Genomic DNA, 15,452 nt, shown 5'->3' on the forward strand with positions numbered 1-15,452 from the left:
ATGATGTTAATAAAAAACAAATATTAAAAATTCCGTATGTTGTTACTAAGATTCCCTCCACATTTCCCTACGACTCTACTCGTTGAAAGGAAGAAAAAGCAAGGATAAAAAACGCTCACAATCCTTTCATTATCAATTAGAAGCAAAAACACCTCAATTTTATCCTTAAAAAAGCTTGCAAAACAATAAATTCTATTTTATATTTGCACTCGCAATACAGAAGTACTGCACGATCTTACAAACATAGGCGAAAATAGCTCAGTTGGTAGAGCGCAACCTTGCCAAGGTTGAGGTCGCGGGTTCGAACCCCGTTTTTCGCTCGAAAGTAATTTAATAACGCTCGAGTGGTGGAAGTGGTAGACACGCTGGACTTAAAATCCAGTGAACAGTAATGTTCGTGCGGGTTCAAGTCCCGCCTCGAGTACAAAAGTCCCAAGTGAATGCTTGGGACTTTTTTTTTGGACAAGTGCGAATTGTAATTCGCGTCAACAACCTTGAATTTATTACATTTTTATTATGAGCGCAATCGTTATTAGCCAGAAAGAAAATGAGACGTATAAGTTCACATTTGAACATCGCAGAGGACGAACTCTACTTACAAGCCAAGAACACACAACCAAAGAAGAAGTCTATGAAACCATCGACTACCTCAAAAACAACTTCTCTGCAGTTGAAACCGTACGCTTCAAAACACCAAGTGGAAAATTTTATTTCAAAACCGTTCTTGAAGGGAATACGTTCGGTACTAGTCGCCGATTCAATACCGAATTGCGTTTTGAAAATGGCATTGAAGAAGTAATTCAAAATTTCACTTCAGCAGAAACACTCGATTTATCCCTTGATATTTTTGGAGATTTCCCTGAAGAATAGCCAAACAAAGAAAAAGTAAAAAATTAGCTATAAAAAAACAACAAACCAAAACACTGATTACCAATAGCTAAACCCAGCTATTCAAAAAAAGTTTCAATTTTGTTTATTTTTTTCTTGTGACACGTATTTTTTATTCTATCTTTGCACTCGCAAAACAGTTCTAATACTGATGAGCAAAGGCTCGAGTGGTGGAAGTGGTAGACACGCTGGACTTAAAATCCAGTGAACAGTAATGTTCGTGCGGGTTCAAGTCCCGCCTCGAGTACAAAAGTCCCAAGTGAATGCTTGGGACTTTTTTTTTGGACAAGTGCGAATTGTAATTCGCGTCAACAACCTTGAATTTATTACATTTTTATTATGAGCGCAATCGTTATTAGCCAGAAAGAAAATGAGACGTATAAGTTCACATTTGAACATCGCAGAGGACGAACTCTACTTACAAGCCAAGAACACACAACCAAAGAAGAAGTCTATGAAACCATCGACTACCTCAAAAACAACTTCTCTGCAGTTGAAACCGTACGCTTCAAAACACCAAGTGGAAAATTTTATTTCAAAACCGTTCTTGAAGGGAATACGTTCGGTACTAGTCGCCGATTCAATACCGAATTGCGTTTTGAAAATGGCATTGAAGAAGTAATTCAAAATTTCACTTCAGCAGAAACACTCGATTTATCCCTTGATATTTTTGGAGATTTCCCTGAAGAATAGCCAAACAAAGAAAAAGTAAAAAATTAGCTATAAAAAAACAACAAACCAAAACACTGATTACCAATAGCTAAACCCAGCTATTCAAAAAAAGTTTCAATTTTGTTTATTTTTTTCTTGTGACACGTATTTTTTATTCTATCTTTGCACTCGCAAAACAGTTCTAATACTGATGAGCAAAGGCTCGAGTGGTGGAAGTGGTAGACACGCTGGACTTAAAATCCAGTGAACAGTAATGTTCGTGCGGGTTCAAGTCCCGCCTCGAGTACAAAAGTCCCAAGTGAACGCTTGGGACTTTTTTATATCTATATTTCGCCCTATTTTAGGCATCAGTTGTTCAAAACTAGAAATCCTCATTCATTCAGATTGTATCCAAAAAAAAGGAGCCTAGTACTCAGACTAAACTCCTTCTATTTTTTCATTAATTGATTGTAAACAACAAACAACTCTTTCTAACTCGCTGCTTCTAATCTTTGCATTAAGTTTTTATTCAGTGCTTGCTCTGTGTAGGCACGATCAACAACTAATTCTTTCACTTCTTCTTTACTTGGTAGCTCATACATCGCATCCGTCAAGATCGCCTCGCAAAGCGAACGCAATCCTCTTGCTCCCAATTTGTATTCTAAAGCTTTGTCTACAATATAATCCAATGCATCATCAGTAATTGTAAAAGAGATTCCATCCATATCAAACAGCTTCTCATATTGCTTAATTAACGCATTTTTAGGCTCTGTAAGGATCGCACGCAACGTTTCTCTATCCAGAGGGTTCATATAGGTTAAAACAGGCAGACGACCGATAATTTCAGGAATTAAACCGAAGTCTTTTACATCTTTCGGAATAATATACTGCATCAAATTGGTACGATCTACTTTTTCCCCTTCTTTGATTGAACCATAACCAACCGATTGAAAATTCAATCGCTTCGAAATAATACGCTCAATTCCATCAAAAGCACCTCCCGCAATAAAGAGAATATTTTTAGTATTAACTTCAATAAACTTTTGATCCGGGTGTTTTCTTCCTCCTTTAGGTGGAACATTCACTATACTGCCTTCTAAAAGTTTCAACAACGCCTGTTGTACTCCTTCCCCTGATACATCACGTGTAATAGAAGGATTATCGCTTTTACGGGCAATCTTATCAATCTCATCAATAAAGATAATCCCACGTTCTGCTTTTTCAACATCGTAATCCGCTGCTTGTAGCAATTTCGTCAAAATCCCTTCTACGTCCTCTCCTACATATCCTGCTTCAGTCAACACCGTTGCATCAACGATAGCTAAAGGTACATTGAGCATTTTGGCAATGGTTTTAGCAACCAATGTCTTTCCAGTTCCCGTTTGCCCCACCATCAAGATATTGCTCTTCTCGATTTCAATATCTTCATCTTCTCCATTCATCTCTTGCAGCAAACGCTTGTAGTGATTGTAAACTGCAACAGCCATTACTTTTTTTGTTTGATCTTGACCAATCACATATTCATCTAAAAAAGCACGAATTTCCATTGGCTTTTTCAGCAATAACTCATTGGATAGACCTTCTAAATGTTTTGCATCTTCTTCTTCAAGAACAATTCCATATGCTTGGTCCACACAACGATCACAAATATGCGCATCAATACCTGCGATAAGAATATTTGTTTCCGATTTTGGACGCCCACAAAAGGAACATCTCATCTCTTCTTTAGCCATATTTATTCTCTAATTAGAACCTCATCAATCATACCATAAGCTTTCGCTTCTTGAGCAATCATCCAATAGTCTCTATCGCTATCATGATGTACTTTCTCCATTGTTTGACCGGAGTGTTTTGCTATAATTTGATACAATTCGTCTTTTAATTTTAATATCTCTCTTGCTGTGATTTCAATATCAGAAGCCTGACCTTGTGCCCCACCTAATGGTTGATGAATCATCACACGTGAATGCGGTAAAGCCGAACGCTTACCATCTGCTCCTGCACATAATAAAACAGCTCCCATTGAAGCAGCCATACCTGTACAAATTGTCGCTACATCCGGTTTAATAAATTGCATGGTATCATAAATCCCTAAACCAGCATACACCCCTCCTCCTGGAGAATTCACGTAAATACTAATATCTTTTTCATTATCTACACTAGACAAGAACAACAATTGTGCTTGGATAATGTTTGCCACATAATCGTCAATTGCCGTTCCTAAAAAGATGATACGATCCATCATAAGGCGTGAGAAAACATCCATCGAAGCAACATTCATTTGACGTTCTTCAATGATGTAAGGAGTCATACTGCTTACGATCTTATCGTAATACATGCTATTTATACCGTGATGTTTTGTTGCGTATTTTTGAAATTCTTTTCCGTAGTCCATAAATTATTTCTTTTTATGATTAAAAAAATGAGCGTCTATTCATTCAAATAGACGCTCAAATATACTTATTTTTCAGGAAAGAATTATTCTCCGTACATTTCCTTAACGAAATCTTTGTAAGAAACTTCTTTCACGTTCGCTTTTACTTTGTCTGTGAATAAAGCTAACATTTTTTCATTCATTGCTTGTTCAGAAATACGTCTTACCTCATCTTGGTTAGACATTACTCTAGCAACGATATCTTCAACTGTCTTATCATCTGGTTCAGTTTGACCAAATTGAGCCAATTGTTCTTTGATTAACTTCGTTGTATAGGCTTTAATATCTTCAAAAGTTAATTGTAACTCATATTGAGTCATTACTTTACCTTCAATTAATTGGTAACGTAATCCTTTTTCTGATTTTTCATACTCTTCAGCAGCTTGTTCAGCAGTCATTGGAGTTTCACCAGCAGTCATTAACCATTTTTTCAAGAATGTTGCAGGTAATTCAAAAGAAGTCGTTTCTAACAATGATTCAAAAACGTCATTTAAGAATTTTTGATCTGCTTGAGAAGCGAATTGTTTTTCAGCATCTTCTTTGATTTTTTCCTTCAATTGCTCTACTGAAGTAACCACATCTTGACCAAATAATTTATCAAAAAGCTCTTGGTTTAACTCTGCTTTTTCAGACTCGTTGATTTCGTTGATTGTAAATACAACATCAACTTCTAATCCGTGAACTTGATCGTGATCAATTCCTAAAACATCCATTAATTTGTGGTCGTCTTCGAATAACCCTTTTGTGTTAACCGTAACTTGATCACCAACCTTTTTGTTTAAGAATTTCTTTTGGTTTGTTTTTGTTCTGAAATCAGCAACAGCGATTGTTACGTCTTTGTTGATTCCTTCTTCTTCATTTGTAAAAGTACCTACTAATTCAGAAGTTTCTTCAACTGCCTCTTTCGATACTAATTTTCCGTATTGTTTTTGGATATATTCTACTTGCTCATCTAACATCGCCTCATCAGCAACGATATTAAATTTAGTCACGTTCGTTTTTCCTTCTAAGTCTACTGTAAACTCAGGAGCCAATCCTAATTCGAAATCAAATTTTAATACATCAGCATCCCAGTCAAAGTTCTCACTCATTACTGGAAGAGGATTTCCTAAAATATCTAATTTTTCATCTACAAGATAATTATTCAATTTCTCTTGCAACATTTTGTTTACTTCTTCGAACAATACAGATTTTCCGTATTGTTTTTGAATCAAACTCATCGGTACAGCACCTTTTCTAAATCCAGGAACGTTTGCGTTCTTTTTATAGTTAGATAACACAGTATCTACATTACCTTGGTAATCTTCTTTTGCAAGTTCAATAGTAACAATTGCATTAAGAGCATCTACATTATTTCTTGTAATATTCATTTTTTGATGTATTTACATATAAAATTGGGTTGCAAAAATAAATTATTTTTACAACCCATCCAACTTTTTAAGTGTTTGTCTTTCAACTATTAAATTTTTTATCTCTTTCTTGACTCACCATTTTGCAGAATTCCATTTACGATTGATTGACAAAACGCTAAGATTAAACTGAATAATAGGGCATACCAAAATCCATCAACGTGAAATCCATCAACGAAATAGGCACTCAACATGATGATTATCGCGTTAATAACGAATAGAAACAACCCCATGGTTATAATTGTAGCAGGTAGCGTCATAAATACCAGAACAGGTCTCAAGAACATATTCAGCAATCCCATCACTACAGCTACCCACAAAGCAGAGGTCCATCCTGCCACGTGCACACCTGGCAACAGCCAACAAAGAAAAACAACTAAAGCTGTTGTAACTAATAATCGAACTATAAAACTCATTTATTTCATTTTTAATTTTGTAAAACTAAGGTTGGCCCTGGATAAACAGCAGGGTTTACAAGAGGAATATTTGCTTTATAATGCTTGTTAATCACACGTAAAATTTCAGCAGCGATAAACGCATATCCTCTTGGGTTCAAATGTACGCCATCTAATGAAAACATAACAGTATTTAAATTACCCATTCCTTTAAAATAATCTGCAGTATAAATTTGACCATCTTCTACTCTTAATCCACTCACTGCTTTGCGCAATAAATCATTCATATCCGCAACAGCTAATCCTTTCTCATTAGCCACATTTTTGATAATTGAATTAAATGCATTAGTTGCTGCTTGTACTTTTTCTTGCTCCACCACATTCAAGACAAATTTATCGTCAATTGGATATGTAATTCCCTTTTTCAACATGGCATCCATCTCTGGTTTTCCTGTTGAAGGCAATGCACCACCAATTTGTGCTCTACTTGTTAACAACATTAAATCTTTGGCTGTTGCATGTCTTGCTTGTCCAAAACCTTTTGCAATGAAAGCAATTTCTTGATCTGATAATTTAATTGGAAACTTACCTGAATCCACCAACATTTTTAAAATCACATTTAACTGTGGCTCTAAATTGTCTAGTGTTTTATCTTGAATAAGCAGCGGATTCGCTTTGGTTTTATCTAGCAACTGCAAACGGTCCCCTTGACCAAGTTGTGTTAACACCTCTTTAAACATGCCAATCAATAGATTCAACTGACCAAAAACAGCATCTTCATTTTGCCCTGGTTGAACAATCGCCGCTGAGGTTATTGGGTTATAAGGAACCGTAGTAAAAAATGGAATAGTTGTCACATCAGGTACAGTAGCTACTACTCCTTTTGCACCACCGCTAACTAGTGTATTAACGATACCTTCATACGCCATTTTAAATACTCCTACGTGTGTAATGTCATTTCCTCCATATTGAGTCAAATCTGTTCCGTTCGCTTGTTCATTCTGATCCAATCCTTCTCCTCCTGAAGTAGCATAAGCCAATACATCATTCGCTCCAATCCAATTCGTGAAAAAAGTCGGTTTTAACGTCATGACATCCGCCATTACCGTTGTCTCATCAGAAGTAGCTGTACGAACAAAATAAGGATTTGCTTTTCCTGCCAATAAATTACTCATACTACCGTATCCTGGTGCAAGTAAATGGAATGTTTTTGCTCCTGGAACACCTGCATTATGATAAGCCTTTTGTGCTCTTTTATTGACATCTAAAGTAACTGTTCCCTTTTTATTTTCAGGGCTACTTGTAGACATATTCATCACCAATTTCGTATCAAAACCAGGCAGTGGATTTCCATTAATCAACATTCCTCCAACATCGTTTGTATCATCATCCAAGGGTGGTTGCGTAAATGGTCCCCCTCCAACAACTTTAAACTGCTGTGCTAAGATATTGGGGAAAGAATTTTGTTGTCCAGAACGATACAAAGTCCCATCCATATATCCTGCTGTCAAGGAATTTCCAATCGCCACATAAGAAGAAAAATCTGCTTCACCTGCATAGTATGTACCTGAATTAATTTCATCTTTAATAGAAGGCTCACATCCTGCAGCTATAAAAGCTAACAATGGCGCTATATATAAATATTTTCTTTTCATTTTAAATCGCTTTAATCATTAAAAACTATATGTAATTCCTATACCACCACTTGTAACGGCAGACTTATACGTTCCTCCAAAAGACACATTTTGTCCGTCCTCTTGAAAATAGTCATAGGAACTATTCGTATCGCTAAAGTGTAAGTAAGAGAATACTAGATCTACTCCAATTCCGTTTTTAAACTTGTAGGTTAAACCTCCTGTATAGGCACGTGAATCATTTCTCGGTGTTTCTGGTGCAAAGTATCCTTGTTGTACAGGACTTTCATCATAATACCACCCTGCGCGTAAAGTCAATTGCTCATTTACACTGTATTGCGCTCCTACACGATATGTACTTGAATCTTTATAATTTCTAGGATTTACTGAAGTTGGTACTGCACTATCTACGAATTCAATCACCAAAGCATCGTATACTTTCCAAAACGTTCTGTTGTAGTCAAAAGCAAATACCCATTTATCCCAAGTATAAGAAGCTCCCACTGTTAACTCTGCTGGCAAAGGCATTTCTGCTTTTATTTTACCATCTTTAAACAAGTCTTTTCCAAAACCAGGTACATTAGAGAATTTAGCTTTTCCACTATTTTCTTTCATGATAATTTTAGAACGGTAGTTTAATCCAAAACGCAAGTGATCATCCACACTTACCAAATAACCAGCGGTCCATCCCCAAGCGGTAACATTTTTAGCTTCAATATCTACGCTTGTTCTTTTTCCTTGCTCATCAGTCATACTACGCGATACATTTCGATCAAACGTAACCCCTCCATTGACGAAGATAGGTCCCCCACCAAAACTGAAGTGCTTACTTACTTTGAAAGCAACCGTTGGTTGAAAGTAAAACGCTTTTAAATCGATGTTGTTCACTAAATGCGACCCTTGCCAATCTCTATCCCAATCTACAGCACTCCCATAAGGGGTATAAACGGCTAAACCGACCGTCATCCAATCCGTTGCTTTATAAGTCCCATAGAGATAAAAAGGCGTACCCGGGTTACGAGTGTCATTTTCCCAATCATAGGTCTTATTTTGAAATTTGGTATTAGCGACCAAATAATTCATTCCAGCAGAAAAGTTAAACTTATCCTCTAGATAAACTGATGCACCTGGGTTAAAAAATAATGATTCAGCACCACTACTAATAACAGCCACCCCTGCATGTCCCATCGCAAGCTGTCTATTTCCTTGCATACTAACGCGATAACCACCTGCATATGTAGATGCCGTAATTAGCGTCAGAAGGGATAATGATAATACCTTTTTTATCATAATTAACACTTATTTTATTTCATTTATAGTAAATATAAAAAGATATCCTAATTTGACAAATTTTTAATACCCACTTTAACACTAAAAAAGAAAAAATAGAAATAAAAATACTATTTTAAAAAAAGATTCAAAGCATAAATCCACTTTAATTATCACTTATTCATTTTATCTCTTAATTAACAAACACAACCGCATCTCTTTTCAACATTCTCTTAACAGTACCCCGCTTTCTTCCTTAAAAACAAAAAAGCTGCCTTAACAAGTTAAGACAGCTTTTAAAAATATAAACTAAAAAACGTAAGAATTCATTTTAATATTGGAGGTAAATCCATCCACTATAAGTATCATTTAATATGTTATGCATCACATAGAAATAGGTTCCTGCAGGCAATAATTTATTTCCTGAATTGGATTGTCCATACCATTCTTTTTCATACTTCCCTGCATCGTATACCAGTATTCCCAATCGATTATACACCTTCAGGTTAATCACATTATAATTGCTTAAATCTAAATAATCATTCACTCCATCTCCGTTTGGCGAAATTCCTCTCGGAATAAATACCTTTTGATAATTAATATCCATACAGCTCTCACAAGCTTCTACTGGATCTTCGTTATCTTCCGCTGTAACCGAAACTACATTAATAAAAGCATTGGTATGTTTTTCTGGTATCGTTAAGGTTACTTGGTAGGTCACTTGGTCTCCCAAATTTAATAACGCAATAACATCAATCATATCCCCTATTCCTGATGTTCCCAAAGAACTTGTCCACTCCATGTGTTTGACTCCTTCTGGCATCATATCTACAACTTCCACATCTACAGCAGATCCTGGTCCTTTATTTTCAACCACAATGGTATAGGTAGTTTGTTGCCCTGGAACATAATACTTTAAACCATCATCTTTTACTGCATGTAAATCTGCCTGATACAAAATTGGTGCAATCGTCGGGTCATTGCGCTGAGGTGTTGTTGGGTCATCAGACAATTGGGTCATGGTTCCACCATGTGTGATGGCTTTTAAAGAGGCTTGGTTGATTACCTGTTTCGCTCTAAAGTCTTCTTCAGTAATAGTATGGTACGCTTGCACCGTTACTGATTCTTTCGGGTCTAACGTGGAAATTGTAGCAGGACTTAATGATCCTGGATCCGCATTTTCATCCGTCAACACAATATCTTTAATCGTAATTTCACCGATATTTTTTACAATAATCTCATACTCAATTCGGTCGCCAATACGGATATATTCTTTGTCTACCACTTTTTTAGTGAACTCTAATTTACCCAACGCAACAATAGCTTCAGCAGTATTGTTATCTGTATCGGGATCGATATTATCTCCTTCTACTGTGGCAATGTTTTTATATTCTCCTCCACTTTTGATCTTTACTTTAATTTCAATGCTAGCCTCTTCTTGTGGCTCTAAGGCTCCAACTTTCCATTCTCCAGTTGTTGCATCATAACTTCCTTTAGTTGCTGTATAGCTAATAAATTCATATCCCGAAGGCAATAAATCAGTCACTATTACATTAGGATCTGTAAATATTTCATCCAAGTTTTTCACTGTAATAAGAAAAACAGCAATACTTTCTTCTTGTGATTTCACTTTTTTCGTGATTGCTAAATCCGTACAAGGTTTCACTAGTACTTCTAGAGGAAGCGACATATTACTCCAACCACATTCTTTTTTAATCTTCACGGCATACATCCCACTCTCCGTTACATCAATAAAATTATCCGTAGTAATTTCTAAAGATACCCCATTAAAGAACCATTCATATTCTAATGATTCTTCTTCTGATTCTATTCTAACAGTACAGTTGTCATTTTGTTTGATCTTGATTGGCGATTTAGCCGCTTCTCCAAAAGAAGAGAAAAACGCAGACATAGAAAATCCATCACCTTGTTGCACTAAACTAGCCGTTAATGGCAATTCTGAGCGCAAAACAATATTTTCTGGATTGCCAATAGAAGTATGCGTAAATGTAATCATGTATAATCCACTATCTCCTAGTGGCACCCGATTTCTTCCTGTTAATGTCTCAATATTTTGATTGTTGAGGTATACAATTTCTGTGGGGTGTTCAATAACTGCAAACCCCATATAAGGCAATCCTCCATCGTTATAGTTAATAAATTTCTTTGTTTGAATATTAATTGATCCTGCACATCCACCTATAGGCAACACTGTGGAAATATCCGTTTCACATTCAACTGCTGTTCCTGCATATACAATCACTTCCTGGTCTGACACAACCAAACTAGAGGAATTGGGATTTCGACCATCCCCATGATAAAACGAGTAATAATCTCCTGCATTCGCTAAAACTTGTGTAACCATTGTTCCGGTTTCCACCCCTTGAGGCGTATAATTTTTGATAGTAACCGTTGTGTTATCCTTGGTTGCGACAATTAAACTTTGTTCTGATCCTAAGAATTGGTTGCGTTGTGTATCATTGGGAATTGTTCCTTCACCGCGAACTACCAAATAGCGATTCCCCAACATATGTACAGGTGCCACTTGGTCAAAAGTTCCATCCTGTCCATTAATTCCTCCCGGTCCACACAATCTAGGAGTATCTCCCCAGTTTCCTACATTAACCACTACAGATTTTGTCGATTTTAATAAACTTCCTATAGGTGCTTTAAATAGTCTACTTTGCCCCTGATTTAGCGTGAAAGTAATTACACCTGTTGTTTGCTGTACTTCCACCTCTGTTTCATCCTCGGTTGCCATTACAGAATAAACAGGGGCATCTTCATATAATCCTTGCGTGCTTTGTCTATAATAGCCCAAGCGAAACTCTACTCCTAATCCTTCCTCGCCAAAACTCACTAAAGATGCATTTCCTTTGATATTTTCTACCCCTAAAGAAGTCCATCCTGCTGGTGCATCTGATGCAATATTTCGCATATTAACTAATACAGGTTCAGTTGCTTCAATCAACAACCCTCGATCATTATACGTTGTATTAACAACATTTCGATTCTGTGTATTAGCCGCTCCTACAAAGCGATATGAAACAGGATTGTTCACGGTTACTGTTAGCGTAGTCAAAGGCGTTCCATCACTTTTTTTCAATACGACGTCTACAGGTGTTGCTGACAGCGTCCCTATGACAATTTGATTAGCGGTGCTCCAATATTGCCATGGAGCTGGCGCTATATGATGGGTCTTATAGTATTGAGCAAATACAGTATTACTCAACAAAAGTAAAATACTGAGAAGTAAAAAGTTTTTTTGTTTCATAACTATCGTTCGATCTAAAGTGGTTGATACTAAACCTGCGTTGGTAAGCTTCAGGTTAACTTGATTCTAAAATAAAATCCGTCCAATTTAAGTTAAATTTAACTATACCGCAAATTACACAAAATAAAAAAATAACCAAAAAATACTATTTTTTTTATTTTAACACTCAAACTTTAATATTTTAAACAAAAAACGCATTTTTACTTCACCATTCAAACAAGAGAAAATAGCCCTCATTCTCGATAATTAACAAAAAAAGGCTCTTGCTAGTTAGCAAGAGCCTTTTTCTTATTGATATATCCTTCGCTGTTTTAAGCTAAGAATTTCGAAACAATTTCAAAAAACAGCTGGGGATTCTCCGCATGCAACCAGTGTCCTGCACCAGGAATAGTTTCAATCACAGCTTGAGGGAAGTGCTGTTGAATGAGCACTTCATCTTGTTCTTGAATATACTTTGAGGCGCCTCCACGAACAAAGAGAGTCGGTTTATCAAACAAAGCTGTTTCATCAATACCTTCACCCACCACATTTTCATCTTTATTAAAAACGTCCAAATTGAATCGAAAAGCCAATTGATCCGGTTCTTTCCAATATAAACTTTTCAGCAAAAACTGTTTCGTACCAAAATCGGTAATTCGCGCACTGACAATTTCATCCACTTCTTTTCGCGAAGGTTTCGTTGAAAAGTCAACTGCATTTAACGCTTCTAAAATATCTTGATGATGAGGGGCATACGAACGAGGGGAAATATCTGCAACAATTAATTTTTCTACGCGATTTGGATATTTTGTTGCCAGATGCATCGCTACTTTTCCTCCCATAGAATGTCCCAATACAATAGCATCACACATATTATAATGATCCATATAGCGAATAATATCTTCTACCATTACTTCATACGACCAGGCATCAGAATGAAAACTACGCCCGTGATTTCTCAAATCTATCAAGTGCATTTCATACCCTAATGCTGTCATTTGTCGACCAAATGTGTTCCAATTATCCGACATACCAAAATACCCATGCAAGACTAGCATCGGTATTCCACCTTCTCCTTCAATTTTTGAATATAAAATCTCTTTCATTAGCTCAATTTATTTATATACATATTCACTACATTTTCCAATCCTAAATAAAGCGATTCTGCAATTAAAGCGTGTCCAATAGACACTTCTAATAGGTTTGGAATATTCGCTTTGAAGAATTGGATATTATCTAAACTCAAATCATGTCCTGCATTAATTCCCAAGTCTAATTCAACAGCCAATTCTGCCGCTTTAATATAAGGTTCAATTCCCTTTTCATTTCCTAGACCATACTGTGTTGCAAATTCTTCGGTATACAATTCGATTCGATCTGTTCCTACCCTCTTCGCTCCTTCAATCATATTCAACACAGGATCCACAAAAATAGACGTACGAATTCCTTGTTGTTTACATTCTTGGATTACTTCAGTTAAGAAATCTTTGTGTTTAATAGTATCCCAACCTGCATTAGAAGTCAATGCATCAACCGCATCAGGCACTAACGTAACCTGAGTTGGTTTACATTCAAAGACCAATTTCAAAAAGTTATCCATTGGGTTTCCCTCTATATTATATTCTGTATGAACAACGCGCACCAAATCTCTTGCATCTTGATAGCGAATGTGACGTTCATCTGGTCGAGGGTGAATGGTTACACCCGCAGCACCAAATTTTTGAACATCCTCAGCAACTTTTAATAAATTAGGTACATTGCCCCCTCTAGAATTTCTTAAAGTAGCAATTTTATTGATATTTACAGATAGCTTTGTCATAATTAAGATATTAAAAAACAAAAATACAAAGTATAATTAAGGCTTATTGGTTTATTTTTAATTATTTTGCAAAAGCATTTCAATCAGACGCATTTTGATAACTTTAGAATCTTTATTCATCGACACACCTACCCTTACTAGCGATATGCAAGTAAGTGAGGCCATAGCTTTTTTAGATCAGCACGAGTATTCGCATCTCTCCCTTGTCGATTCAGACAACAAGTGGATTGGCAATCTTGCGACTGATTTACTTTATGAGGTAGATGAAACGGAAAAAATTGGCAATCTACAGTATCATGCAGAATCTTTCTTTGTTTTTGCCTCTGATGATTTAGCAAAGATTGCGGATACGTTTATTCTCAATACTTGCAATTTATTGCCTGTACTTGATGAAGAGATGCATCTTAAAGGCATGTTACCCAAAGCGGCATTAACGGCAAATTTGCTAGAAAGCACCTTTTTAACTGAACCTGGAACAACGCTCATTATCGAAATTAATGCTGAAGCTTATAGTCTTTCTACCGTAGTACAACTCGTAGAAAGCAACAACACCAAATTACTTGGTATCCTAGTGCTTCAAATCAAAGATAATCAAACCCAACTCTTATTGCGTCTTAGTCAACGAAATATTGAGGCAATTATTCAAGACTTTAGGCGTTTTGATTTTACGATTGTCTCGCATCACGACGAAGACTTCCATCAGAACAAGTTGATTGAGCATTCCAATTATCTAAACAAATTTTTAAACCTATAGTATGAAATTTGCAATTTACGGGCAAACCAATAAAACCATCGTACAACAAATCGTTCAACGACTTTTAAAAGTAGTAGAGACTTACAATCCGACTATTATTTTTGAAAGTAATTTTTACAATCTTTTGAACGAGATTAACCTATTGCCGACGACGTATCAAACCTTTGGAGATGAGAATGAACTTCCTACGGATGTCGATTTCTTTATCAGCATTGGAGGGGATGGCACGATGTTGAGAGCCGCAAATTTCATCAAAGACAAAAATATTCCCATTGTTGGGATCAATGCTGGTCGATTGGGTTTTTTAGCGAATATCCAAGAAGACACCATCGAAGAGCATTTACCTCATTTATTTAAACAAACGTATAAATTGTCGAGAAGAGCCTTACTCACTATTGCATGTGACCCTGTGGCAAACTCAAATTTCGATATTAATTTTGCTTTAAACGATATCACGGTATCGCGTAAAAACACTACCTCCATGATTACGGTTGAGACCTACTTAGACAATGAATATTTGGCTACGTATTGGGCTGATGGGTTAATTATATCAACCCCTTCTGGATCAACAGGATATTCATTAAGTTGTGGAGGTCCAATTATTGAACCGGAGACGGGCTGTTTTGTTATTACCCCTTTGGCGCCACACAATTTAAATGTACGTCCTTTGGTCATTCGAGATAACCTGACAATTAAATTAAAAGTAAACGCAAGAGAAAGTCAGTTTTTACTTTCTGTAGATAGCAGTACACAAGCTGTAAATAACGAAACAGAAGTAACCATTTCAAAAGCGCCGTTTACGATTAATTTAGTAGAATTTCCACAACAAAGTTTCATCAAGACCCTGCGAAATAAATTGCTTTGGGGAGAAGATAAACGCAATTAAATAAGCAGGTAACGACATTTTTTTCGCTACATTTATTGTTTATTCCAAGATTTTGTTAGT

The 15,452-nt window shown here is 36.2% G+C and carries 13 protein-coding genes and 4 tRNA genes; 8 read left to right on the forward strand and 9 right to left on the reverse strand.

The window, feature by feature from the left end:
- The first annotated feature begins 247 nt into the window (after positions 1-247).
- The 6 genes from AWV75_RS01175 to AWV75_RS01200 all read left to right on the forward strand — a co-directional run bounded on the left by AWV75_RS01175 (position 248) and on the right by AWV75_RS01200 (position 1,846).
- A tRNA-Gly gene (locus AWV75_RS01175) sits at positions 248-320 on the forward strand.
- 18 nt (positions 321-338) lie between these two features.
- Positions 339-424 (forward strand) — tRNA-Leu (locus AWV75_RS01180).
- Positions 425-516: 92 nt separating this feature from the next.
- On the forward strand, positions 517-870 hold the full coding sequence (locus AWV75_RS01185; protein WP_060872636.1) for a hypothetical protein: 354 nt from the start codon (positions 517-519) through the stop codon (positions 868-870).
- Between the two features lie 179 nt (positions 871-1,049).
- A tRNA-Leu gene (locus tag AWV75_RS01190) sits at positions 1,050-1,135 on the forward strand.
- Between the two features lie 92 nt (positions 1,136-1,227).
- Positions 1,228-1,581 carry a hypothetical protein gene (locus AWV75_RS01195; RefSeq protein WP_060872636.1) on the forward strand — a complete coding sequence of 118 codons (354 nt, stop codon included), beginning with the start codon at positions 1,228-1,230 and terminating at the stop codon, positions 1,579-1,581.
- A 179-nt stretch (positions 1,582-1,760) separates the two neighbouring features.
- A tRNA-Leu gene (locus tag AWV75_RS01200) sits at positions 1,761-1,846 on the forward strand.
- A 184-nt stretch (positions 1,847-2,030) separates the two neighbouring features.
- Here AWV75_RS01200 and clpX read toward each other — a convergent pair.
- The 9 genes from clpX to AWV75_RS01245 all read right to left on the reverse strand — a co-directional run bounded on the left by clpX (position 2,031) and on the right by AWV75_RS01245 (position 13,752).
- Positions 2,031-3,272: an ATP-dependent Clp protease ATP-binding subunit ClpX gene (clpX, locus tag AWV75_RS01205; protein ID WP_060872637.1), complete on the reverse strand. Its 1,242-nt coding sequence runs from the start codon at positions 3,270-3,272 to the stop codon at positions 2,031-2,033.
- A 2-nt stretch (positions 3,273-3,274) separates the two neighbouring features.
- Positions 3,275-3,934, reverse strand: coding sequence for an ATP-dependent Clp endopeptidase proteolytic subunit ClpP (clpP, locus tag AWV75_RS01210; protein WP_002989952.1), 660 nt, complete (start codon positions 3,932-3,934; stop codon positions 3,275-3,277).
- A gap of 83 nt (positions 3,935-4,017) precedes the next feature.
- Entirely contained in the window at positions 4,018-5,343 is a 1,326-nt protein-coding gene (tig, locus tag AWV75_RS01215; RefSeq protein WP_060872638.1) for a trigger factor, read from the reverse strand.
- A 98-nt stretch (positions 5,344-5,441) separates the two neighbouring features.
- Complete coding sequence (locus AWV75_RS01220) at positions 5,442-5,798, reverse strand: phage holin family protein (RefSeq protein ID WP_060872639.1); 357 nt, start codon at positions 5,796-5,798, stop codon at positions 5,442-5,444.
- Between the two features lie 11 nt (positions 5,799-5,809).
- Positions 5,810-7,432, reverse strand: a complete 1,623-nt coding sequence (locus AWV75_RS01225) for an SGNH/GDSL hydrolase family protein (protein ID WP_060872640.1) — start codon at positions 7,430-7,432, stop codon at positions 5,810-5,812.
- Positions 7,433-7,450: 18 nt separating this feature from the next.
- Positions 7,451-8,701 carry an OmpP1/FadL family transporter gene (locus AWV75_RS01230; protein WP_060872641.1) on the reverse strand — a complete coding sequence of 417 codons (1,251 nt, stop codon included), beginning with the start codon at positions 8,699-8,701 and terminating at the stop codon, positions 7,451-7,453.
- Positions 8,702-9,011: 310 nt separating this feature from the next.
- Positions 9,012-11,954: a DUF7507 domain-containing protein gene (locus AWV75_RS01235; RefSeq protein WP_060872642.1), complete on the reverse strand. Its 2,943-nt coding sequence runs from the start codon at positions 11,952-11,954 to the stop codon at positions 9,012-9,014.
- Between the two features lie 311 nt (positions 11,955-12,265).
- Positions 12,266-13,039, reverse strand: coding sequence for an alpha/beta fold hydrolase (locus AWV75_RS01240; protein WP_060872643.1), 774 nt, complete (start codon positions 13,037-13,039; stop codon positions 12,266-12,268).
- The gene (locus AWV75_RS01245; protein ID WP_060872644.1) at positions 13,039-13,752 is read right to left on the reverse strand and encodes a pyridoxine 5'-phosphate synthase; all 714 of its coding nucleotides are present in this window, start codon (positions 13,750-13,752) and stop codon (positions 13,039-13,041) included. The genes AWV75_RS01240 and AWV75_RS01245 overlap by 1 nt, the downstream gene beginning before the upstream one ends.
- A gap of 94 nt (positions 13,753-13,846) precedes the next feature.
- Between AWV75_RS01245 and AWV75_RS01250 the strand changes: the two genes are divergently transcribed.
- On the forward strand, positions 13,847-14,506 hold the full coding sequence (locus AWV75_RS01250) for a CBS domain-containing protein (protein WP_231737925.1): 660 nt from the start codon (positions 13,847-13,849) through the stop codon (positions 14,504-14,506).
- Between the two features lies 1 nt (position 14,507).
- Positions 14,508-15,392 carry an NAD kinase gene (locus AWV75_RS01255; RefSeq protein WP_060872646.1) on the forward strand — a complete coding sequence of 295 codons (885 nt, stop codon included), beginning with the start codon at positions 14,508-14,510 and terminating at the stop codon, positions 15,390-15,392.
- Positions 15,393-15,452: the final 60 nt, after the last annotated feature.

The sequence above is a fragment of the Myroides odoratus genome (genome assembly GCF_001549985.1).
Lineage (GTDB): Bacteria > Bacteroidota > Bacteroidia > Flavobacteriales > Flavobacteriaceae > Flavobacterium > Flavobacterium odoratum_A.